General features: G+C 43.6%; 16 protein-coding genes. All 16 read right to left on the reverse strand.

Annotated elements, in window-relative coordinates; genetic code table 11:
- Positions 1 to 635 precede the first annotated feature (635 nt).
- The 16 genes from B5F77_RS12560 to B5F77_RS12635 all read right to left on the reverse strand — a co-directional run bounded on the left by B5F77_RS12560 (position 636) and on the right by B5F77_RS12635 (position 25,447).
- On the reverse strand, positions 636 to 2,351 hold the full coding sequence (locus B5F77_RS12560) for a leucine-rich repeat protein (RefSeq protein ID WP_162607999.1): 1,716 nt from the start codon (positions 2,349 to 2,351) through the stop codon (positions 636 to 638).
- 21 nt (positions 2,352 to 2,372) lie between these two features.
- Positions 2,373 to 3,626 carry a hypothetical protein gene (locus B5F77_RS12565; RefSeq protein WP_087331271.1) on the reverse strand — a complete coding sequence of 418 codons (1,254 nt, stop codon included), beginning with the start codon at positions 3,624 to 3,626 and terminating at the stop codon, positions 2,373 to 2,375.
- 15 nt (positions 3,627 to 3,641) lie between these two features.
- The gene (locus B5F77_RS12570; RefSeq protein ID WP_087331273.1) at positions 3,642 to 4,289 is read right to left on the reverse strand and encodes a hypothetical protein; all 648 of its coding nucleotides are present in this window, start codon (positions 4,287 to 4,289) and stop codon (positions 3,642 to 3,644) included.
- Between the two features lie 599 nt (positions 4,290 to 4,888).
- On the reverse strand, positions 4,889 to 5,131 hold the full coding sequence (locus B5F77_RS12575) for a hypothetical protein (RefSeq protein ID WP_087331275.1): 243 nt from the start codon (positions 5,129 to 5,131) through the stop codon (positions 4,889 to 4,891).
- A gap of 206 nt (positions 5,132 to 5,337) precedes the next feature.
- Positions 5,338 to 6,228: a bifunctional methylenetetrahydrofolate dehydrogenase/methenyltetrahydrofolate cyclohydrolase FolD gene (gene folD / locus B5F77_RS12580; RefSeq protein WP_087331277.1), complete on the reverse strand. Its 891-nt coding sequence runs from the start codon at positions 6,226 to 6,228 to the stop codon at positions 5,338 to 5,340.
- 17 nt (positions 6,229 to 6,245) lie between these two features.
- Positions 6,246 to 7,580, reverse strand: a complete 1,335-nt coding sequence (gene ffh / locus B5F77_RS12585) for a signal recognition particle protein (RefSeq protein WP_087331278.1) — start codon at positions 7,578 to 7,580, stop codon at positions 6,246 to 6,248.
- An 81-nt stretch (positions 7,581 to 7,661) separates the two neighbouring features.
- Positions 7,662 to 9,446, reverse strand: coding sequence for an ATP-binding protein (locus B5F77_RS12590; RefSeq protein ID WP_239446347.1), 1,785 nt, complete (start codon positions 9,444 to 9,446; stop codon positions 7,662 to 7,664).
- A gap of 5 nt (positions 9,447 to 9,451) precedes the next feature.
- Positions 9,452 to 10,144, reverse strand: a complete 693-nt coding sequence (locus B5F77_RS12595) for a response regulator transcription factor (protein WP_087331280.1) — start codon at positions 10,142 to 10,144, stop codon at positions 9,452 to 9,454.
- A 225-nt stretch (positions 10,145 to 10,369) separates the two neighbouring features.
- On the reverse strand, positions 10,370 to 11,170 hold the full coding sequence (locus B5F77_RS12600; protein WP_087331282.1) for a DUF4469 domain-containing protein: 801 nt from the start codon (positions 11,168 to 11,170) through the stop codon (positions 10,370 to 10,372).
- 300 nt (positions 11,171 to 11,470) lie between these two features.
- Positions 11,471 to 11,869 (reverse strand): hypothetical protein, encoded by a 399-nt coding sequence (locus B5F77_RS12605; protein WP_140392879.1) that lies wholly within the window; start codon positions 11,867 to 11,869, stop codon positions 11,471 to 11,473.
- 78 nt (positions 11,870 to 11,947) lie between these two features.
- Positions 11,948 to 12,403 (reverse strand): hypothetical protein, encoded by a 456-nt coding sequence (locus tag B5F77_RS12610; RefSeq protein ID WP_140392880.1) that lies wholly within the window; start codon positions 12,401 to 12,403, stop codon positions 11,948 to 11,950.
- Between the two features lie 27 nt (positions 12,404 to 12,430).
- The gene (locus B5F77_RS12615; protein WP_087331288.1) at positions 12,431 to 13,624 is read right to left on the reverse strand and encodes a hypothetical protein; all 1,194 of its coding nucleotides are present in this window, start codon (positions 13,622 to 13,624) and stop codon (positions 12,431 to 12,433) included.
- Positions 13,625 to 13,641: 17 nt separating this feature from the next.
- Positions 13,642 to 14,010 (reverse strand): DUF3244 domain-containing protein, encoded by a 369-nt coding sequence (locus B5F77_RS12620; protein WP_087331290.1) that lies wholly within the window; start codon positions 14,008 to 14,010, stop codon positions 13,642 to 13,644.
- A gap of 200 nt (positions 14,011 to 14,210) precedes the next feature.
- The gene (locus tag B5F77_RS12625) at positions 14,211 to 16,094 is read right to left on the reverse strand and encodes a hypothetical protein (protein WP_087331292.1); all 1,884 of its coding nucleotides are present in this window, start codon (positions 16,092 to 16,094) and stop codon (positions 14,211 to 14,213) included.
- A gap of 54 nt (positions 16,095 to 16,148) precedes the next feature.
- Positions 16,149 to 20,366 carry an acyl-CoA dehydratase activase gene (locus B5F77_RS12630; RefSeq protein ID WP_087331294.1) on the reverse strand — a complete coding sequence of 1,406 codons (4,218 nt, stop codon included), beginning with the start codon at positions 20,364 to 20,366 and terminating at the stop codon, positions 16,149 to 16,151.
- Between the two features lie 623 nt (positions 20,367 to 20,989).
- Entirely contained in the window at positions 20,990 to 25,447 is a 4,458-nt protein-coding gene (locus B5F77_RS12635) for a translocation/assembly module TamB domain-containing protein (protein ID WP_239446348.1), read from the reverse strand.
- Between the last annotated feature and the right edge of the window lie 91 nt (positions 25,448 to 25,538).

A 25,538-nucleotide genomic window follows, 5' to 3' on the forward strand; every position in this document is an offset into this window, starting at 1 on the left:
ATCCCGCATAATCCGTATGCAACGCGGTAAAACCATACTTGGCCGCAATCTCGGCCGTCACTTTCGACAAAATGTCGCTGTGCACCTGGTAATGCTCGGCATTGCGAGCATACGAAAAACCAAATTGTTCGTTAATTTCTTTCTCATTCATACCTTTTCCTATTTTAAACATAAAACAAATTTCATTCGCCTTGCAAACCCCTTTGCAAACTTCTTACAAATTGCAGCAACCTTACAAACCCCTTTGCAACGTCCCCACAAGTCGCGAACAACCTTGCAAACCCCTTTGCAGACCTCCTGCAAATTGCGGCAACTTTGCAAACCCCTTTGCAGACCTCCTGCAAATTGCGGCAACTTTGCAAACCCCTTTGCAGACCTTCTGCAAATTGCGGCAACTTTGCAAACCCCTTTGCAGACCTCCTGCAAATTGCGGCAACTTTGCAAACCCCTTTGCAACATCCGCAAAGTTATACATTAATTTAAAATAGGCAAGAAAAAAGGAGAAAAAATTGGTAAGAAAAAAACGAGGCTACTTTTCGTGTTGATTTTCACCTCGTTCTTTCTCATTTTACTGAATCCTGACAACATCCAAATAGACCGTTGATAGAATTCCTGCTTTCTTGGACAGTTTCCATTCAATTTTTCATAACCCCTAACTGTATTACATCCGAATTCACTTCTACTTCCATTGCCTCGGTACAATCCATAAAGGCATGATCTCCAATAAGTACAGTATTTAAAGGGAGAATTACCTTTTGCAAATGCCACAATCCGACAAAAGTACGCGATGGAATAATTGAACCCTCGTTTATGGTATTATGAAAATCTTCCAATTGCGTTCTAATCTTGTTTTCTATAGGCTGTATTCTTGTTTCTAACTGTTCTATTTGCTGTTTACAAACAGCTATCCCCTTATCAATTTCATTTGAAATACGAGCATACACATTAGGATCTGTCAAATCGCTTTGCTGCATTTCCTTTTCCAATTCTTCTTTCAAAGCCGACCCAAACATCTTATTGCTTATATAATCCATTGTTGAAATTTCTTCATGCTCATATTGCTTTTCCAATACATCATCACTCATTCCCAACAAGAGTGCTAAAAAGGCTCTCTGTCCTTGTTCATCTTCAGCTTTCTTTTTTTCTTTCGGCAAATTAGTCTTTTTACTTTTCAAATCCGACAAAGAAGACAATAAAACTTTTTTCTCTTTCATCAAACTCAAAAAACTACTATCGACAGATATTACATTCTTCAAAATAGAATAATAACTTATCGTATCATTCAGAGATATTAATCCAGAAGATTTTGCATATTTATCTATATCATCCAACAAGTTTCCGATATCCCTTTTTGAGATTTCAGACAACCACGTACTGAAATTATCATCTTTTATTACTACATCACGCATATCCAGATAACGCAAATTCGATAATTGCGATAATATTTGCAAATCACGCATATTCATATTACCGCTTAATGTCAATCTTTTTACAAACGAATATCCTCCGTCTAATTCACTCTTCAAATGTTTATCATCCAAAGAAATTGTATATTCTGATGGCGCATTATCTTTTACCATAGATTCATACAAACGTTCATCAAGCTGCGATTTGTATGCACTGTAACGATTGGCAGGAACAATCACTTTATTCCATATAGCATATGGATTATTTTTAGATGTAGATTTGATACTAAAATAATCTTTTATCATTTTATCTGAAGAAGATTTATTCAAAATGTCATCTACAGAATCTGTATTTGTATTTGCATCTAATAATTGCGTTTCTATTTGAGGAGGATTCTGGGACGTAAATTGTACGACAAGATTATTATTGTTTGTGCCCAAAGCATATTGCTTCACTTTAACCAATCCTTTTGGCAATACAATTTTCTGAAGATTGGATTTTCCTGAAAATACAAAATCAGGTAATACATCTGCTTCCGTTACTTTGTATTTTTTATTTTCGGAAAAACCGGATTTGCCTAAAAGAATCAGAGTTGACAATGCATCTTTATTCCTCAAATTATCCCTAAAATCCATTCTTTCTCTCTGTGATAATTTTTTTTCTAAATAAGCTTTTCCTCCTGAGACAATAGAGACATTTGTCAAATCCAATTCTAGCAAAGTGGAAAGTTCCCGAATATACAAAAAATCAGAACCATTCATTTTACCTGAAATTGTTAATTTCGTCACATCTTCTTTTCCTTTCAATGCTGATTTTAATTTACCAGCTTTAATAGTAACTTTATACTCCTCTGCCGATAAACAGAAAAAACATAAAGAAAAAACTACTGTTAATACGGTCTTAGACAACATTAAAGCCCAATTAGAAGAATTACTTGTTTTCATAATATAAACCATTTATATAGATTATTTATTTCGTTCAAAATAAGCATCCGTTTGCGCATCACTTTCTGTTATAATAGACCAATCATTACCTTCCTTTTTGAAAATTAGATAAGCCGAATAATTGGTATATTTTCCATTTGTTTCTACTCGTTTTATGAAATCGCAACGAACTGTATTATTATCTATTTTCGTATATTGTATATCGCCTTCCAAAGTTTGAGAAAAACTATCATACTTTTTCATTATCGAAATAATTCGCGAAACACAATCTTTAGAAGACAACGTTTGTCCATAGAATAAAACTTCCGCATCATATAAACATTCTAATGAAGTTGAACTTATCAATTTATCAGTATGTAATTCGTTCCAATAAACAATTAAATCTTTAAGTTCAGATTGATATTCACTGTTCATATTTGCTCTATCTTTTGCTTCACTACTAACTTCGAAATTCAATTGAGTTTCTCCATTAATCCAAACACCCGACAATTTTTGCTGTTCAAAATCTGCATGACCTGTAAAAGTACCAAAACATTCATCCTTCTCATTATATTCAGAAAATGTAAAATCCCCATTATCTTTCATTTCACCCTTTATAGTCATATAATTGGTATGACCTTCGTATTTATATCGCCCAGAAATTTTATTATTTATACAGCTAAAAGACATTTCAATATGGTATTTTCCGATATGTCCTTTTCCCTCTATTTTCTTTTCAAGAACTTGCCCATTATTATCATTTTTCGATAGATCATCTTTCAGTTTTTTCTGAGTACTTTTACTTTGTACATTATCAACAAAAGGATTTTCAAGTGTTCCAAACATATAAAGTGTATAATCTTCATTTTCTTTAATTATATCATCTACACGACCAGATTCTCGCAATGATTCTCCAGCCATTCTTCCAAGATAAGTACCAACTAAAGCTCTTCCATCTACCACATTAATAGCATAAGAATTACTGTCAAAGTTCGTACATGTACCTATAATATACCCAACTTCTCCCTTATTAAGTTCTAATACCGATCTATCATTTGCCAAAATAGTACATCCACTCATTTTTACACGATATTTGTAACCAGATAACCACGGTTCATCCACATCCAAAACAGTTCCTTTCAATTTTATTGTACGATGCCTATATTTATCATTAAATCTCATTGCATTTTGTGCCCCTTCGTCAGCCAAATCACTAACACTTACAAAACTCTCCCAAATAGAAACGATTTCCTTTTCTAATTCCTTTTTTATAATTTCATCTTTTATTTTATCCACAAAATTCCTTGTGCTTTATGTTGTAGAAAAAACATCTTCTACTTTACCTAAAAATTCGCCTTTCTCATTAAATATATCACCAAAAATTTTATTTCCATCTTCATCTATATATATTGAACTTATAAATTCGATATTATTCAATTTATATTTGGTACCATCTAACGTAAATCCTTTATCTTGAAATTTACCAAATTTATAATCATAATATACCGCATATAAAGAACTATCAGCCTTTGATGTTACGATTAATGTGGCATCATTTTTCTTCGAAAGCAATGCTATTGTTCTACCATCTGTAGATTTCTTTATGGTTTGTACTGAATTCATATACTCAGATACACTATTTTCTAATAGACACTCTCTATTTTTATCATTTTTAAGATCAATTATACCCACATAAGTATTAATATTGCCTACTTGCGCATAAATATTCTCCTCGCGCTTATATACGTAATTATAAGTATCTATTGAACCTATAACAGCAAATTTATTCCAGTTTTTGTTTTTAGCATATGAATTCATTATTTGATAAGCAGATTGAGGATTCCTTTTTATTTTTTCCTCATTAGTAGCTTCTTTACACGAAAACATAGATATTATTAACAATAATAATAACCCAGTTTTAAAATCATAAGACTTTAAGACTCCTTTTTGGATACTCATAACAGCAAATACAATTTGTGCCCTTCCAAGCCTCCAAACTCCAGGCTAACAACTTAACATAAAAAAGCGTGAGACTTGTCCTGCTGTTCATCAAACATCGGGCATCGCCAAACGCCTTGAAGAAATGAACGAAGAAACAATATTCTCACGCCGATAAGTATAATGATACGGAATACGACCGATGCGTATTCGTACATATACAAATACAGAATGAGCGTCACATTGTCTTCATCCTTCTTCTTGAAATTGGCGATTTCGATGTTTAGGATAAAGCAAAAAACGCTTTCTTTAAGCCGACGATTTCTCCCGTCGACAAGTGCAAAGGTAACGTTTCTTTTTCAATGCAACGCTCTGTATGATTAAATTTTCTTCAAAAGTACACGAAATTTTTCAGATATATGCCATTAACAACCAGAAAGCACCCATATGGTTGCTTGGAAAGGAATTATTTGGAAAATCTATTCTTTAGTAATTCAGGATTGTTGCGGCAATCCCAGATGGAGGAAAGTTTTTGTCCACTCCTAAACGAAAACGTTTTCATAGCCCAGTATTGCATATTTGCCGAAGTTCCATTTTAGCTTCAGCAGTAATTTCTATTTTCACCATGTTTCCATTTCTTTAAGCACTTCGTTTATATCTTGCGTATTCCCATTTTCAATGTCCCGCAAAGATTGCCTTACGCGCTCCCTCAATTCTTCCACGGTGTATTGGCAAGGCGGGACGAGCGGTTTCCTTTCCTTTTTAATCAGCGTTTCAATCGCCTTCAACAGATGGATATCGTCTGTCTGGAGGATGCTTTCAGCCAATAGGTTCTTCCATGCTTGCAGTTCGAGTGTTGTCATATCTATTTCTTTTTATGGTTTGAAGGCAAGGAGCTGTGTCAAAATAGAAAATGGCACACAGATGACGCAGATTTAACAGATGATCGCAGATTCTTTTTATTGATTTATAATTAAATAAATCTGTGATCATCTTGTCGCATCTGTGTTCAGTGTGCCATATACCCATTATGAAACACCTTCCTCTGCCTATGCCAGTCTTTCACGTATCAATCCGCATAAATGGCCTTCTGACCCGCCAAGAGCGTATTGCGCATGAGTGAAATGATGGTCATCGGTCCCACACCACCAGGTACAGGACTGATATAAGAACATTTCGGAGCTACCTCATCGAATTTTACATCGCCGCACAACCGGAAACCAGACTTACGCGTCGCATCCGGGACACGGGTCGTACCCACGTCGATAACCACAGCACCCTCCTTTACCATATCGCCTTTCAGGAACTCAGGCACACCGAGCGCTACAATAATAATGTCCGCCTGACGGCACATCTCAACTAAATTCTTCGAGCGGCTATGGCAAACCGTCACAGTACAATCACCCGGATAGGCCTTTTGCAACATAAGCGACGCCATCGGTTTACCTACAATGTTACTACGCCCCAAGACAACGCAATGCTTCCCTTGCGTCTCGATACCATAACGGCGAATAAGCTCCAAAATACCTGCCGGAGTCGCCGAGACAAAACAGGGCAATCCGATAGACATCCGTCCGACGTTGATAGGATGGAAACCATCCACATCCTTACGGTAATCGATAGCCTCAATGATTTTCTGTTCTGAAATATGCTTCGGCAACGGAAGCTGGACGATAAAACCATCCACATCCGGGTCGTTGTTCAATTCATCTACCTTACGGAGCAATTCCTCTTCTGTCACGTCCGCCTCGAAACGGATAAGCGACGATTTAAAACCAATCTCCTCGCAGGTACGTACTTTGTTGGCCACATAGGTTTCGCTTCCCCCGTCGTGACCCACCAAAATGGCCGCCAGATGTGGGATTTTCCCACCTTCAGCCTTTATCTTCGCCACTTCTTCCGCCAACTCTTGTTTGATTTGAGCCGCGGTTGCTTTTCCATCAATCAATTTATATTCCATGGTGCAATGAATTTAATTTATCTTTTAAAGTTGGGCATCATCGGGAATTTGCGCGCGCCCGGTTTAGCAGTCGTCAAGAGACGCATCATTTTGCGCGTTTCGTCGAACTGCTTGAGCAACTTGTTCACTTCTTGAATCGAAGTACCGCTTCCTTTGGCAATACGCTGGCGGCGCGAACCATTGAGGATAGCTGGATTCGTCCGTTCGGCCGGTGTCATCGAATAAATAATCGCCTCGATGCTCTTAAAGGCGTTATCGTCAATATCCACATCTTTCAATGCCTTCCCGACGCCCGGAATCATGGAAGCCAGTTCCTTCAAGTTACCCATCTTTTTGATTTGTTGTATCTGCGCGATAAAATCGTTAAAGTCGAATTGGTTTTTGGCAATCTTCTTCTGCAAGCGACGTGCCTCTTCCTCGTCATATTGTTCTTGCGCACGTTCCACCAACGAAACAATATCACCCATGCCCAAGATACGGTCTGCCATACGTTCCGGATGGAAGATATCCAGCGCATCCATCTTTTCGCCCGTCCCGACGAACTTGATAGGTTTGTCTACGACTGTCCGGATGGAAAGAGCCGCACCGCCTCGGGTATCACCGTCGAGCTTCGTCAGCACTACGCCGTCGAAATCCAGCCGTTCGTTAAATTCTTTCGCTGTATTGACAGCATCTTGTCCTGTCATGGCATCCACCACGAAGAGGGTTTCGTCGGGTTGGATAGCCGCCTTGATGGCTGCAATCTCTTGCATCATTTGCTCGTCGATAGCCAAACGCCCGGCCGTATCGACAATAACCAAATCATATCCTTTCGCCTTGGCTTCAGCGATGGCATGTTGCGCAATCTCTACCGGATTCTTATTTTCGTCCTCGCGATATACCGGGACGTTGATTTGTTCGCCCAACACACGTAGCTGTTCGATAGCAGCCGGACGATACACGTCGCACGCCACGAGCAACGGCTTCCGGTTCTTCTTCGTCCGGAGCATATTCGCCAATTTACCCGAGAACGTTGTTTTACCCGAACCTTGCAAACCCGACATCAAGATAACAGCAGGGCGTTTCTCGAGTTTCAGGTCGGCTGCCGTTCCACCCATGAGTTCCGCCAGCTCATCGTGCACGATTTTCACCATCAACTGGCTCGGCTTGACAGAGGTCAACACGTTTTGCCCCAAGGCTTTTTCCTTCACTTTATCGGTAAATGTCTTGGCCACCTTGTAGTTGACATCCGCATCGAGCAATGCGCGGCGCACGTCTTTTAAGGTTTCTGCGACATTAATCTCGGTGATTCTTCCCTCACCCTTCAGCAATTTAAACGAACGTTCGAGACGTTCACTCAGATTGTCAAACATAGACTTCTTATATTATAATTTACCTTATCCGTTACAATTAGCGGCAAAGGTAGTAAAAAGTGCGGAAAAACCGGCAATTCTTCAGAGTTTCTTCTTCAAAGTAAACAGGAAAGTAATTCCTTTCCCGGGTGTGCTTTTGGCAGATATTTGGCCTTTATGGAAGATGACGGCATTCTTGACGATGGAAAGCCCCAGACCTGTCCCGCCCAGCTTGCGGCTCCGTCCCTTGTCCACGCGGTAGAAACGCTCGAAGATGCGATTGATGTGTTGTTCCTCCACACCTACTCCATTGTCCGAGTAATTAAAATAATAGAAACGGTCGTCTTCCTTGTAGCAATTGACCGATATCTGTACCTGTTCGCCGGCATAAGCTATCGTATTGTCGAACAAGTTCCGGAAAATGGAATATAAGAGCGAATGATTTCCATGGATAGTCGCATTTTCAGGCATGTGGACGAGACACGTGATGTGCTTCTCTTCCATCTTTTGCGTACATTCCCGTTCGATTTCGCGCACCAACTGATAGAGATTCACATCGGTGAGGTCGAAAAGGTCTCCGGCTTCGTCCATCCGGTTCAAGACGGAGATGTCTTGCAGCAATCCGGTCAGCCGCGTGCTCTGCGAATAACACCGTTCGAGGAAGAAATGACGTTTGTCTTCCGGGAGATTGGGCGTATTGAGGATGGTTTCCAGATACCCCTGTATGCTGCTGACCGGTGTCTTAAGTTCATGCGCTACGTTTTGCGTCAATTGCCGTTTGACGCGGTTTTCTTCTTCCTGGCGGGATATATCGTTGATGGATATCTCGTAACTATTGTTGAGGAACAGCATACATTCCACCAGGAATATCTTTCCTCCTTTGTCGATGGTGCATGTCTCGCGCAAGACTCGCCGGAGCGGCTTGTTGCGATGCGCCTCCAGGAAATGGCGGATGGGTTGCAGTTCCGGGATATCCAATACCTCTTCCGGTGCATGGATATCTGTATCCGAAATCACATTGGCAAATTGGATATACAGGATATTCGAAAGGATTTCGCGTCCGTCGTCGGCAAACATGGCGAATCCTTCGCGCGAATATTGGAAGTGCTTGATGAGCTTCTCGCGTTCGGTAGCCAGTTCGTTCTTGGCCTTTTGTTGCTTATGGTAGAGGGTGATGATTTGCTTGGAGATATCGCCCAGCTCGTCGTTGGGGAATACATATTCCTCGTCGTCTTGCTTGACGTTTCGGATATTGCTGGCAAAGTCCCGCAATTTGGCGATGGTCTGCCCGATGCTCAGCGTGAAACGGGAAAGGACAAAGAAGAATATCACCACCATCAAGGTCATGAAATAGATAAAATCCTTGTTGATGGCCAAAATACCTTTTACATACGGGTTATAGGGAATGGCCATCCGGTAGATGTAGTCATTGATGTCGGAGGCGGAATAGAAATAGCGTTTGCCTGTCGTCTTCGAATCGCGGATACTGAAGCTCTTCTGGTCGTGCCGCGCCTTTTGCACCTCCGAACGGTCGTTGTGGTTCGTATAGATGTCGTTTCCGCTGTTGTCGAACAGCACTTCGCCTTTGGGGCTGATGATCGTCACGCGGATGTCTCGCTGCGGTACTTCGTCGAGGAACTGCTGAATGATACTGTCGACATGCTGCGTCCCTTCGTGCCGGAGCCGGTAGTGGAGCTGGTAGTTGTAGGTTTTCAGGATGGTATCCAGTTTCTCTTGCGCGAACTCCGTCTCCCGCTGGTATTGAAACAGGAACAGGCATCCCGTGAAGCCGAGAAATATAAAAAATATAGACCAAAACAGCCGCTGACTAAACGGTATGCGGCTGTTGCGAAACTCTTTTTCAATCCTCCTTGCCATCATCATCATAGCACCTATCCTTCAAAGCAATAACCAAATCCCAAACGGGTTACAATGTTCTTTCCGTATTCTCCTATTTTCTTGCGCAAACGGGTGATATTGACATCTATCGTACGGTCCAGCACATACACTTCGTCTTTCCATACGCGGGAAAGGATTTCTTCGCGCGAGAAGACATGGTTGATGTTCTCGAGTAAAAGCTTCAGGATCTCAAACTCTTTCTTGGTGAGCGCAATCTCGTTTCCGTCGATGATCGCTTTGATGCGCTCCGTATCCAGCTGGAGCGTTTTGTATTGCAAGATGTTCCCTGTTGTCCCTTTCTTCTGCTCCAGGCTACGGCGCAATACGGCTTTCACGCGGGCCTGCACTTGCCGGATGGAGAAGGGTTTCGAGATGTAGTCGTCTGCGCCTAAGTTGAACCCCGTCAGCATGTCGTTTTCCGTATCTTTGGCGGTCAGGAAGATAATGGGCAGATGCGCCGTCTTTTCCTCTTTCCGGAGCAGACTGGCCAGCTTGAATCCGGAGATTTCGCCCATCATGACATCGAGCAGCAGGAGGTCGTATTGCGTCAAGTCCCGCGTGAGGGCCTCTTCCCCGCTGAATGCCGTATCTACTTCGTATCCTTCTGTCTCTAAGTTGAATTTCAAGATTTCGCACAAGTCCTCTTCGTCGTCTACGACCAAGATGCGCGGTGTTTGTTTTGCCATCGGAATCTATGTTTTTTAAGTTACTACTATTTGCTTTATTTCCGTGCAAAGAAACAACTTGGATGTTTCTGTCAGATGAAACAAGTGTTACATTTATGTTTCAGCACGAAAAAGGGGTTTGCCGGGTTCCTCTCCGCCGTGCCCCGCGAGGCAGGGGAAAGGGGTCCGGCAAACCCCAGCAAAAGTACGTATAATGTCCGAATCTGGCAAGTCCGGGCGGCTCGTTTATACCAGCGTCACTTCCGGGCATTCTATCACGCGCGGCTCCTCCAGGGGTTCGTCGCCGCCACTATAATAGGTGGTGAGCTTCACGCGGTATTTGCCTTCCGTCAGGTCGATAGGCACCACAAAGACCACCTCGGTGTCGGTGTTATACCCGAATATCGTGACCGTTTCTACGGACATATCCGGAGTATCCGACCGGTAGAAGTCGATGGCTCCCGGGCTGGTTCCGTCCGCGCCCACCAGGAGAAGCCCGTTGCCGGTGAACTTGGCCATCTGTCCGCGCGTCAGCGTCCCGTCCGTCTTCTGCGTCTTCAGGTCCAAGACGCCCGTCACGCCCGGTTCGCCGCTTGGTTCGGGGATGCCCATCTTGCGGCGGTAGTCCGTCAGCGAGGCGTAGTTGATGCCTTCATCCAGCACGCCGCCGTTCTCGAACGTGATGTTGTTCACCACCTTCTCGCGGAAATCTTTCGAAGGCGTGAAGGAGATGCGGATGTCGTGTATCAACTGGCTGGGATTCAGTACGCTTTCCAGATTTTCAAGCCCCTCGCTCCGGAACGTGATGCGTAGCGTGCCCATGTCGCCCAGGCGGAAACTCTCGCCCTTGCGGAGCTTCTTGATACCATACTTCTTGACCAAATCCAAGGCTGCTTCCAGTTCAATCGGCGCGGTCGTCGTGTTCTCGGTGGCATTCTCGGCCATCTCTTTCACATCTTCCGGGTCGTCGTTCATCGGACTGGCATACCACTTCTGTGGCGCGTCGGGATCCATCGGATTCCTTCTTTTAACCATTTTGTATTTCATGGCTCTTCCTTTTTTTGTTTGTTAATACTATATTTATAAATAACTGATAATCAATACTTGTTAAATTCTCCCGAAAGGGGTGTCCACGACTCTTAAGAGTTGCCGGCTGTAACTCTTAAGAGTTTCCGATTGCGACTCTTAAGAGTTTCCGAGCCTAACTCTTAAGAGTTGTCGAGACACACTCCTTAGTATCATTTCCGGAGACTCCTTAGCGTTCCTTTCCCCTACTCTCTCGCGCCCCTCGCTGCCACTCGCGGGAAGAGCGGTTTAGAAGGTTTCTATTATTTCGTTTTAGGATGCTTACTCCCTATTCCACCAAAGTTCCGTCGGGTCTCCATGGAATCCTCTGACAGAGCCATCGCGATAAGTCATTTCCAGATTCACCGAATCCTTAATCAAGATAGAGACCGGAGCATATTTCAAGATATGTGGATGGCTACAAGTATCTGTCATTATAAAGCGAGGAACCTTGTACTCATATTTCAACTTTCCCGTCAAACCCATAGCCGAAGTATCGTGCCACTGGTAGTTGAATACGGACTCACGCGGATAGAAAACAATCATATCCCCACCCTCATCCTCATAAAAATGAGCAGCCTTTAAAGGATAAGAAGCACTATAATCTATCACCTCCTCATCGTCGCACGAAGCGAACAGGGCAGCCATCGCTACCGCAGATAACATCAATAACTTTTTCATTGTACTATTCATTTAAATGTTTCTGCTCCTAAGACACGGAACTAGAGAAAAACCCTTACTCGATAGTAGATTTTTTTCTTATTTAAACTTATATCCCAACGAAACGCCAAAGAAGGCATCCACGTTATCCAATGTGACCAAATTCTGAAAAGCATATCCGCCAAGATACCATTTCCTATATTCCAGACCTACTTCGGCAGAAACACCCAAATCATATTGATCGCCTAATTGTCCATGTGGGCCTATGTGGAAATGCAAATCTATATCTTGAATCGGCACACGGTAAGAAGCATAAACAGGGAATAACAATGCGCTAAACCGATTGTCTTGTCCACCCACCGAATTGAACGAAGGAGCCACACTAATGGAAAAACGTTCCGCCAATGGCACGGAAACCATGCCTCCAATATTATATCCTCCATCTGTCCGACCTCCATAATTTTTAAGTACAGAAAAACCGGCTCTTGGCATAAACTCAACTTTCCGTCCTTGGGCGAAGGTTGAGATAGTAGCTACCCAAAAGATAGCTACCATTATACAGAAACGTTTCAGATACATAGATTATTCATAATATTTAAATGTGATCCAAAAATGATTATCCTTTCCATAATATTTTTTCGGGGTTCCATCTAATGCTATATTATTTTCGTCTAAAAACGATCCCCATCCCCAAATGTGATTTAATATAAACTCGTCCTTTTTCTCATACGGAAAAGAAACTTCTATGTTTTGCTCACCTCCAAAATCTGCTTTTGAATATTGCAATACTTGTATGCCAGTCTTATTTTTTCCTCCATCTTTTTCAAGGACTACTAGTCCATTACTGCGTTCATTTCTAAGCCATTCCGACTTAACTTGCAAATCAATTTGTTGAATATCATCAATTATACCAGATGAAGAAGTATGCATAATTTTTTTCGAGTTTCCAATTCCTCCAGGAACAGATTGCCAATAGAAATCAAACTCTCCTGCTCCTGCTAAACCACCTTCGTAGTGCTCTTTAAATAAAATATTAACTATATATAATCCTTTCTGTGCCAACTTCGGAGATTTTTCTTTCAACTTTTTTACAGCATACTTACTATAAAAGAAAACACTATCTTTATTATAAAACTCCCCATTTTCAAAATTAGGAATTTCATCATAACTCAAATCACTTTCAGCGATAACCCAAATAGGATTTTCCTTTATATACTCATCCGTCACTTCCTTTTCTTCTATAAAGAATGTACCATCTGACTGTTGAACAGGTTTATATAAGGTATAACCATCTTCCGAAGCAAATCCTATGGTAGGCTTATCTATGCCATTCCAATTTTGGGAATATGGCCATCTAATCATTAAATTCCCATTAGCCAATTCTGTAAAAAACTCCACATCAGCTAATTTTACTTTCTTTGTTGACTTGATACTTAAATAAGCTTTTCTTAATTCATTAGAAAGTGAACGAGTTATTTCTATTGTCCGAATTAATTTGCTTTCCTCAGGTTTTAATATATCATTAAAACGGAAAGTCTCTCCCATGCCATATTTTAAAGAACGATCGACACCTGCTTTCACTTCCTGCATAATAGCATCATTTATATCCACTACAGACATCAATTCAGCTACATCTTGTACACCAACCGGATCAGTAATACCTCTTGTTGTTAGATTCAAGCTTGACGTTTGTACCTCTTCTACCATCGCTTCATTTGTACACGAAGCCATAAATCCAGCTATTGCAGTAATAGCTACATACTTTAACACTTTCATTTCTACTTAAATTAGAATTATAAATTAATTAAACCATAGATTAAATTCTCCCCATCCGTTACCGAAACTGTACCGCCATTAGCATCCAAGCCTTCCAAGGAAATAGTTACGCTTGGCGTTACGTCGGTCTGTACCGATTCCTGATAAACCACGTTACCACTCGCGTCCGTAATAGATACTACTACGTCACCTAAGTCACTTTGGAAATCCAACGTCAGTGTCTCAGTAGTCTCGTCTATATTCCCTATAATAGGGATCTCGATACTACGCGGTTTAGAAGGTTTCTTCCAAAATCCATCCCACATAATCTTTTTCGCCGCAAAAGCGGGAAACGCAATAAGCAGTGCTATCGCGACTGCCAATGCTTGAAAAAACTTTACTTTCATTTGTTATTTGTCATTGCTTTTAAAAACCGGGTCAAAGGTCTTACTTTTGAATGAAATAATAGGGAAATAAGGGGCAAAGACTACAATACATACCATTTTCATACTAATTTGAGAATCAGCACGAAAAGGGCATGGCAGAAATTTATTTACAATACAACATACAATACAGAGCCGTTGTAATGCACTTAATAACAGGAATATTACAACCTATCCATAAAATACTTCAAAATAGGTCCCTCTGTCTTTGGGAAACGGAATTTGGAACGGATGCGTGTATGGCATACGTGGACGGTATTGATGGAAACGTTCAGCAAAGTCGCCTCTTGGCTGGTGGTCAGTTCAAAGAATGCTAAGCAACAATAAGGATATTCCGAAGGTATCAAGCCAGCCTGTTCCAATAATACCGAGAATTTAGGATACACCTTATTGATGATCTTCTGCAATTCCGCTATATCCTTTTCTGAAAGCGACGCCGTTTGGCCTTTATCCGACAGTTTGGCCAGCCTTCTTACTTTTCGGCAAATGGCGCTATCCTCCATCATGTGTTGGTTCAATTCCTTTATCCGGTTATTTCCAGCCTCAAGCTCATCTTGAATCAAAGCGTAGTCTTTCGCCAATTCCTGGTCATGCTGCGTCATTTCCTCCAACTTATTCGCGATACGGTTCAATGCCTCATCCTTCTCTGCCAATTTCCGTTCGAACTCTTCCTGCTCTTGTTTCGTTTTGGCAGACATATCCGCTATCAACTGTTCTTGCTCCTGTTTCATGCGTTGCTGAGTCGTTTTCAACTCTTGTATTTGCTGTTCGCCTTCTTTCAAACGACGCGCAATGTTTTCTTTTTCTTCCTTTTTCAAAGCAAGTTCCTGCTCCAATTGCTCTTTCTCTTGCAACTGAAGATGAAGTTCCTTTTGTTGCTGTTTCATCCGACGACGATACCAGATAACAAAACAAACCAAAATAGCCATTCCTATTATAGAAGCCACAATAATGCCCCCATTTCGTTCAATTCTGGCTTGCAAACGTACAATCTCTGCCACCATCTGCCTTTTGTCGAATAGATTCTCGGCTTCCGCCAAATTGGTATTCTTTAACCAGATGATATATTCTTCCCATAATTGGATATACTTTTTCATATATTTCAATGCCGCCTCCAGATTTCCCTTCTTCCATTCCAATTCAGCAAAATGGTATAGAAGTTCTTCGTGCGTATCTGGATTGAAAGTGGGTCCCTGCGCCTTTCGCAAATAATATTCGGCTTTCTCCAGACTGTCTTGTTGCAAATAAAGACGCCCTAATGCCGAGCAAGTAGGCACGGAATCCCCCGTATCGTAAGCAAGCGAGCGGAAGAAATAAGCCTTCGCGTTCTCAAAATCTCCTCGGATTGCATATACATTCCCTATACCATTATATATAGTGGCCATATCGGCTGAATCTTTCCGTTGTTGAATAATCGAATCGGCACGGAACATACAAGTCAATGCCAAATCAAAAGAATCCAATGCAGAATATTCCCTTCCTAAATCCCACCAAGCAAAACCAATTTGATAATCATCATCTGTTTGTTCAAACAGGGTCAATGCCTCTCTATATTTATTTTTTGCCGAAACATAATCTGCTTGTTCATGATATAAATCCCCGATATACCGACAAACACGAGCAGTCAGATGCCAATCCTCCGCCTCGCGGCTTCGCATTTCCGCTTCCTTAAAGGCATTCAAGGCCGGGCGATAAAGTCCCTCTTCCTGCAACGCACGCCCCCAATAGAAGCCCATCCGCGCCTGTTCGAGCAAAGAACCATGCTGCTCCAAATAATAGAGGGCGCGGTCGAGGTCTTCTTCATACGGAAGAGGCGACCCGATGGAATCCGCCAACTGGCACGCCAAAACACAATAGCGCGTCAGCCACTCGTCTGATAATAACACGGGATTCTTCACACTATCCAGCAGGGCACGCGCCTCCGACGGGGCAGCCGGCCATGCCGCTTCTGCCTGCTCCACCCGTTGTTTCCACTGCTTGATATCTTTCTCATACGGATTACAAGCCGCGAGTAATATACCTATTATAATATAAAGCCATCTATACATATTCCCCATTTATTTAACGGTGCAAAGATAGCACTATTTTTTACTCCAGCCAGACTACCAAGCCACTTCCGCCCGCACCCGGTCGAGGAAAAGCAGGAGGCGGTTGGTGACGTTCACCTCGCTCACGCCACTATCGAAATCGAGCGAAAGAAGATTCATCTCCGGATACAACCGCTTGATGCGCTTCTCGACACCCTTCGCCACGATATGGTTTGCAATGCAACCAAAGGGCTGGAGGCTCACGACGTGGTGCACGCCCTGCCGCGCATAAGAGACAATCTCGGCCGGAAGCAACCAACCTTCGCCAAACTGGGCATGGAGGGAAACCACCGCACGTGCCTGCTCGGCCTCCTCGAAGATGTCGTGGAAAGGCATGAAGTAGCGGAAGCGGGAAGCGATACGGTTCACTTTCCGGATTTGCCGCTTCACCAGCTGATAGACCGGCAATGCCAGGAGGTCCGTCCAGTTCTTCTCGCGCAAATGCGATTGCGTGTTTGTCTGCCGGTTGACAAAGTTCTGCAAGAAGAAGCTGCTCATAATAGGAGGCACCACCTCGACGCCCTGCCCGATGAACCAATCCGTCACATGCTTCTGCGCAAAGGGATTGAACTTGAGGTAAATCTCCCCAACGATACCTACCTTCGGAAGCATACGATCCTCGCAAATCCGGTCGAACTCGTCCGCCGCCTGCCGGAGAAGAGCCATCAACTGGTCCGCACGCTGGTTGGCCACGGCAATCGCACCCGCTTGCAGATACTTGTCGCGCAAAGCAGCTGCCCGTCCTCTCTCCCGTTCGCGCACGACGGAAGCATAATAGAACTTGGCCATACAGTCGCTATAAAGTACCAAATGAAGCGCCAGCGGCATCAGCTTCATCCAGTTCGCCCGGAAGGCCGGCTGGTAATTCCGAAGCTGGTCGGACAGCGAGATGGAAATCACGGGGACATCCGTATAACCCGCGTCTACCAACGCCTTTTGGATAAGCGTATAATAATTCGTGGCACGACACTGTCCGCCCGTCTGCGTAATGGCAATAGCCACCTGGTTCGGATCGTAACGCCCGCTCTTGAACGCCTTGATGATATCACCTACAATCAGGGTAGCCGGATAACAAATCTCGTTGTTAGCATATTTTAGTCCCCAATCACAGGAAGAAAGGTCGCTCAACGGCAAATTCTCGCCCTCATACCCTGCCACATGCAAAATCGCAGGCAACAACGGGGAGAGGAATGGCGTGAAGAAAGGAATCAGGATTTTCCGATGCCGATAGCGTTCGTCGAAAGGCGGTACCTGCACAAAAGCCTTCTCTGGGCCGGCAGACTCCTCCGCCGGAGCCAGCTTCAAGCTCTCGACCAGCGAACGGACGCGAAGTTTCATGGAGCCTACATTATTAATATCATCCAGCTTCAGGATTGTCAAGGTCCGATGATGCCGCAAAAGCAAATCGCGGATTTCATCCATAAGGAAAGCATCCGGCCCGCAACCAAACGAAGTCATCCAGACGAATTGTACTTCTCGTCCTTGCGCAATGCACCATTGCGCCGCACGGAGGATTTGATTCGGATACGCCCACTGGTCTACGAAATGAACATCGGTAGTGGCATACGCATCGTAACGAGCGATGTCTTCCGTAATGACATCCATACCCATATCAGCAATCATGTCGCCCACCTTGTTCTGGATAAGCGGATCGCTATGATAGGGACGTCCTGCCAACAGAATCACAGGTCTACCCGCCTCCACCGCAGCACCATAGATATTCCGGCAACGCTGAACCATCGCACGTTCGTATTGATTTTGTTCCTCTTCAGCACGTACAAACGCCTTTCGAATCGTATCCTTACCGATGCCCAATCCTTGCAAATATTCCATGCACTGTTTGAAAAGAGCTTTCTTCTCTTTAAACGAAATCACAGGAGAATCAAACGGCGTATCTTTTATTTGTACGTTCTTGACTACCTCCGAATAACCCGTTACCACCGGACAATTGTAACTGTTGAGGTTCTTCGCCTCTTTCCGCTCATACACGACAAAAGGCATATAGATACGGTCTACCCGTTTTTCTACCAAATCTTGAATATGACTATGCACCAATTTAGCAGGAAAACAGATATTATCCGACATTACCATCCGCGCCGAGCGTTCATAGTTCCCGAAATTCGACACACCGGAGAGGCACACTTCCATACCACATTCTGTAAAAAGCGTATGCCAAAAAGGATAATCCTCATACATATTCAGACAACGGGGAATACCCATCCGTAGCTTGGTCGATGCCGCTGCGGAAGAGGTTCGATGAAACAACAGTTCATTCTTTTCACGATAAGCATTGACACCCTTCTGGAGGCTTTTCTCTCCATTCGTAAAGACACGTTCGCACCGATTCCCTGAAAAATAGAGCTTCCCGTTGGCAAACTGATAACGAACAACCATGCACTGATTATCACATCCCTTACAATGAACCAAACGAGACGTATAATCGGCTTTCTGAATCATATCCACCAAAGGAACCGCCTCTTTTGCGGCATGTTCCATCGCATAAAGCGCACAACCAAAGGCCCCCATCAGCTCAGGATGGTCGCAACGGGAAACCTCTGCGCCCGTGAGTTGCTCAATGGCACGTACCACGGCATCGTTCCGCATGGTTCCGCCTTGCACGACAATATGCGTACCCAGCTCCTCCGTATTCTTTAACTTCAATACTTTATAAAGGCAGTTCTTCACGACGGAATAGGCTAAACCGGCAGCCATGTCATTTACCGTTGCCCCTTCGCGCAAGACCTGTTTCACTTTCGAATTCATAAAGACCGTACAGCGTGTTCCCAAATCGCACGGATGCTGGGATTGGCAAGCCAATTCCGCAAATTCGTGAGCCGTATAACCAAGCGATTTGGCAAATGTCTCGATAAACGAACCGCATCCCGAAGAACAAGCTTCGTTGATTTCAATCCGATCGATAACACCCTGGTCCACAAAGATAGCTTTCATATCTTGCCCGCCTATATCAAGGATAAACGACACCGCACGGTCCAGATACTGCGCCGCCCGATAGTGTGCAATAGTTTCTATAATACCGTTGTTCAGTTGGAAAGCAGCCTTGATAAGGTCCTCGCCGTAACCTGTCGAACAACTGCCTTTGACAAATAAATACGCTCCCTTGCGTTCGCATTCCGTTTGCAACGCTTTTAAGCCCTCTTCCACTGCCTGTATCGGATTTCCTCCATTTATATTATAATAAGAATAAAGCAGGCGCGACTGATGGTCCAGAAGCACTATCTTCGTCGTAGTCGAACCGGAATCGATACCTAAAAATACCTCTTGTACACCAGCTTGCAACGGGAACCGTTTTAATTCCATACCAGACATCCGTTTTTTCCATGCCGCATAGGCTTCCGCATTTTCAAAGATAGGAGCCAATCCACTTACCACGGAGACCGAACTCATACGTGTCTGGATACGTGCGATGAGTTCAGACAACCGTATAGGCGCTTCCCCTTCTTCTAGGTCGGTCCATGCCGCTCCGGTAGCCGGGAGCAACGTCCCGTTCTCAGGCTGAATAATAGCCGATTCGTCGAGCGCAAGGTATTCGCAAAAAGCCTTCCGAAGCGCCGGGATGAAGCTCAACGGTCCGCCACAGAACAGTAACGGCGTCTCTATATCACATCCATGCGCCAAGGTCACAACGGTTTGCACGGCCACTGCATGAAATATCGAAGCTGCCACATTGGCCCGGCTCACGTTCTTGGCTATCAGATTCTGGATATCCGTCTTGCAAAACACGCCACAACGCGAAGCAATCGGATATACTTGATCTGCCTGCAATGCCAATCGGTTCAATTCGTCTACATCTACGCCTAAGATAATAGCCATCTGGTCGATAAATGCACCCGTTCCACCTGCACAATTTCCATTCATGCGCAAATCGGTCGCCTCTCCATCCCGGAAAAAGACCACCTTGGCATCTTCTCCTCCAATATCTATCATCGACCGTACCGAAGGATAATCTTGCCGAATCGCACGGGCAGCCGCCACTACCTCCTGCACAAATAGTAAAGCACACCGTTCGGAAACACCCATACCTACGGAACCTGTTATCCGAAGTACACTCGGCTCGTCGCCACACTGCTGGCATACATCCAAAAGAAATTCAACAATGGCTTCCTTTGCCCTGGCATTATGTCGTTTATATTTCGAAAAGAGTATACGACCTGCCTCATCGAGCACCACGCCCTTGGCCGTAGTCGACCCTATATCCAATCCTATTTTAAGCATATTACACGTTCTTTTCCGTAAACTATTTTTTATTTTATGCGTGCAAAAATAGAAAATACGTTCCTATATCTACTTGTCTTTTTGACTTCCTTCCTTGTCTATTTAACATCTTTTCGCAGCTAACATGCCCTTGAAAATACTTTCCATTCCTCCCAACTTCCACGCTACTCCTTTGCCTTTTCCAACAGGTATTAGATAGCCTGGAAGCTATTTTGAATTTATTTTTCCGAAAAGATTATTCGGCTCTTCTAAGAGTAGGAGTAAATACGAAATACCCTTTTAACTCATTGAAAATAGCTTCCGCACTCGTGCGAAACCATTTTTTAATTCCCAAAAACGATTCCGCACTCGTGCGAAACCATTTTTCAATCCTCAAAAACGATTCCGCACTTATGCGAAACCATTTTCCAATCCTCAAAAACGATTCCGCACTCGTGCGAAACCATTTTCCAATCCCCAAAAACGATTCCGCACTTATGCGAAACCATTTTTCAATCTCTAAAAACGATTTCGCACTCGTGCGGATAAATTTTCAATGAATTATTTAGGTAAACGCAGCGATTCGGGAAGATTCCACGAATCCCCCATCCCAACGGAAATCTCGAAAAGGCCCGAATTTCCTTTTATTTTTTGAGTGAATCTATCGGTAAAACAGGTGCCGCAAGCGAATCTGTCGGCAACGCCCACGAACGCCGCAAACGACGATGCGGGAAAAGGTCCGAAAAACGCGTGAAATCTTTCCTAAACATAATACCTACTCCCTGCGTCGTAAGCGATTGCTTGAGGTATTGATAAAGGTTATTGGCATGATTGTAAGCCTTCAAACGGATATCGCCATTACGCGTCAGTTTGTATTCGAGGTCGAACTCACCAATGAACGCTTGCTTTTGCAAAGGTGTATCTTTATAACCAAAATTACCATTGAAGAGCAACCGGTTATTGAGCAATTGACTGGAAAGCAACATTTCCACCTCTGTTTCACGAATACCCCAATCCTCGCCGGCACGGATATTCGTCCCGATTTGCACCTTATCTGTAATCGAATTGAGCAACGTAGATAATTGGGAAGAGAGAGCCGACGAAGCCGCCGCCGAAAAATAATCGTTCGAATTGGTCGTCCCAGTATACTCGGGCGTATAGAAACGGTTTAATATCAAGAGGTAGACAATCTGGCGCGTCATCATATCGTCTGTATCGATGAAGCTCTTCATCTGGCGTTCCAATTCCTCATTCGAACCCGGAAGCTCCAAATCGAATGTGATATCCGGACGGCGCAACATACCGTCCAGGTTTAAGACGCAATTCACCGGGACATTCGTACGCGGACTCTCCAACGCCAGACTCTCATCCAAATCACTCAAATTAGCGGTCAGGTTATAAATCGCATTGATATCCAAAATCGCATTAAAGGGGTCTCCATTGAAAGTAATCATGCTCCCGTCCCGAATCTTAAAATCTTTATGAATCAATTGCTGGAGACTGAAATTATAATTTCCTTCCTGAATGCCATAGCTTCCATACATACGCAAATCATTTTTCGTCCCCCATTGAATTTGCAAACTCCCGCTTCCATATCCTTTGATACGGTCTCCCGCATGCGGGTCGATAAAAAGTTCGAAATTAGCATCAGGCGTAATATCAAGAAGGAAATTCATACGCAACTCCGCCCCTTCTTCTTCCGTATTTAAAATTTTATTAGCCAATGAATCACGCACAACTTCCCGCTTTTCGGCCGCCTCTTCCCGCAATTTCTTCCGGTCGATGAAGGTAATGAAATCATATTCCTCCGCCCGCGAATTGCCCATGAAATTCAGATACACGTGTGTATGAGGACGGCTCTGCATATTGACATCCAGATTGACTACCTGCCCATTCCCATGAATAGCAGCAGTCCCGCTTCCATACACAACTCCATAAATCAACGGATTATGCTTTTCCGAAACATCATACATCAACATATTATTCGCTTCGATGCCCACATGATAATCGAAATTATGAAAATGCGTATGGTTGACCGTCAGATTCACTTTGCCTGAATTTTTAAACTTGTCGTAAAGCGTCAAATTTCGAATCCAAATACGCGTCGAATCCATGTGCACCGAATCCGAAAACGTATAATAAGTATCCAAGAAATCAATCCCTAATCCGCCATCCTGAATATAAGCATCGCCCTCGACCGTCAACGCCTTAAATGGTCCATGCAAATGAATCTTTCCAAAACCATGCCCCTGGACATCCTTCGCAATCTTCTCCATAAACGGATGTAAGAAAGCGATATTGATATCATTCGCATCGAAATGGAGCGAAAGACCGGGCATTCGTTCGGGGGTACGGACAGGATAAATATACCCATCCACACTGGTCCACGTCGTATCATTTTTATAAATATTTCCTCGCATGAGGATTCCCCGTTGGGCATCGTCCCAAGCGCTAAAGAGTTTCAATTCGCCCAAAGCAACCTGATTGAACGAGAAATCACGAACCTGCAAATCCGTATCCATCTTCCGGCTTCCTTGCAAATCACAGATATTGAAATCTCCCGTTGCCTTTCCCGCGAATTGCACGGCAGGAATATTCAAGATATCAAAAATATATTTCAGCTCCACGTTATTCATTTTCATCTTCAAGGTATCTGTCGGTTCCTTTGAAACCACGCCATTGAGCAATAAATATTCTTGATGATGCGCCAACTTAAAGTCTTCCACGCTAATTTTCCCTTTCCGAATCATCAATTTAGAAGGCAATATATGCCAGATAGAATCATTGATGACGACCGGCGTCTGATGTAATGTCACCTCTGTTCGTAAGACAGGTGGTTCATCTTCCGTATGTTCTTCCACAAAACAAGTCGAAGCTGAGAGATCCGCCCGGAAGGTCTTTTCTTTGTTGTTCGACCATTGTACGTCTGTATGTACACAATTGTCGTAGGCTTTCAGTTGCAATCCAAAATGATTCTGCATACTTTTGGAATTGAAATTCGTTGTTTTCATTTCCAATTCCAATTGATTTTGTAAGTTATTGCAAGTCAGATAGCCTCCTTCGAAGTTCGCTTTCCCTAATCGAAACCAAGGGAAATAAGCCTCGAAGCGGAACTTATTGTAATGATTATCATACGAACCTGTTATGCGAGCCGGATGCAACACGCTAAACGGAAGCTTCAACGTCTGGGATAATGCCTCCGTATTTTCAATCGTGAGTAAAAGCGTGAAGTTATTATCCTTGATTTCCTGCTTCGGAGGTGCGACATGTACCAACGCAGGCAAATAGCTTTCGAATGTTTTCAACAAACTGGGTATTAACGTAGCAAACGAATAGGCGCCTTTAATCTCTCCGTTTACAATATCAGACGAGATTTGCAAATTCCGTTCCATGGCATGACCTGCAGCCTCAACCTGAAACTTTTTTAGGAAAAAACTATCTGGTTTCGTCCGAAAATCCAAACTATCCACCTGAATACTACCGGCCAGATTATCTATCGTATTTCCCGTAAAATTCGCTTTCATCGCAAAGGAGATATCCGGCTCTTCGTATTTTTCAAGAAGATGTAGACGATCCGGACGGAAATGCTTCACCGAAGCCTGGAAATCAAAACGAGATGCAGCCCCTTGGTTCTCAAAAATACCGTTTGCTGAAAGAACGCCGTTTGGGTCATTCAGCAAAATACGCCCATCGAATGCATTCCGGCGGAAATTCCCATCCAATTGAATATCCCGATAAGTATATCCTTTGAAATCGAAACGCTGCACATTCGCCTGTATCTTTCCAGCAAAATGCCCGCCCACAGGACGACTGGCATCTATCTCAATATAGCACTTGGCTTTTCCCAAAGAATTATTCGCCTTCAACAGGTCTGTTACATTTAATTCTTCCGTACGTACACGCCCTTTTAGGAATGCGGCCACTTGATTCTTTTTGTCGTGCCCGAAAATCAAATCCGTTTGAATGGAACCGATAGCCGTCGAAAGTTTTCCATACGCAATCAGGTGGTTAAAAAAGCCCGAAATCTCACCTGTGAAGTTGATAGTCCCCAACTTCACCAAAGCAGGAGGAAGTACCACACGGTCTTTGCTAAAATTGTTCAACAAATCGCTCAACCCGACCGTCGTGATATACATCTTATTCACCTGTCCAACCACAAAGGCATCCTCCGGACGGGTAATGCCACGCAAATCCATCTTCCCGACCAACAACATCTTCTTCCCATACTTCAACGTCAGGTTCTCTAAATTGATATGGTTAATCAATCCGTCCGCACGGGCAGACAATTCAATTGAATCAGTAAAATTACGGAAAGCGGGTACAAAAGCGGAGATATCTTTCAAACAAACACGAGACGGGGCAATCTTCAAAACCACCGGAGCCTTGTCCACCAACGAAGCATTCAAAGTATCCACCTGCGTCAAGTCCACTTTAGCTTCCGGAATACGCAAGCTGGTCTGGGGCAAATGGATTTCAAAATCTTGCAAATGGATGCTATCCCGGTTTCCTACAACCGAAAACGATAGTTTATCCAATGAGAAACCGACGCTCTCCTCCAAACTCATCTTTTTGATTTGGGCATTGATACTATCATTCTTCAATGCCCGCAATGATATTTTGGCACTCAGATTATGTACATCCACATGTTTCGCATTAAACTTTCCGGGTGTCGTCGGCGCATCTTCCACATCATACCGGAAATGCCCTTGACGAATGAGAATCGTGTTGAAACGAAGGTCTATCTTCGGTTTGGGTTTCGGCGTCGTATCCTTCCGGGCGAAGGCATCTATCACGAATTGGAGATTCAAAGGAGACGTAGCAGTCTTCTTACTCAGATATACTTCAGGTCCAAACAAACGGACGGTATTGAACACAAAACGTCCCTCCAACAAAGGAAGCACATCCACCCCCGCCGCCAAATGATTCGCCCGAAAAAGGACTTTCCCGTCTTGGTCTTCCAAATACAATCCTTCAATGACCAACCGATTGAACCACTCGATATCCACATTGCTTATCCGCACAGGAACCCCTAAACGGTCACGCAATTCTTCCGTAGCTATCTCGGCAATTTTCGTTTGTATAAACGGAATATTCACCAGCATCCCTGGAAGGACATACAAAATCCAAACCAGCGATAACAGAATAATTACTATGTATTTCAGTCCTTTGATAGTTTTCTCACTTAAAATTATC

It is taken from the genome of Parabacteroides sp. An277 (genome assembly GCF_002159645.1).
GTDB lineage: Bacteria > Bacteroidota > Bacteroidia > Bacteroidales > Tannerellaceae > Parabacteroides.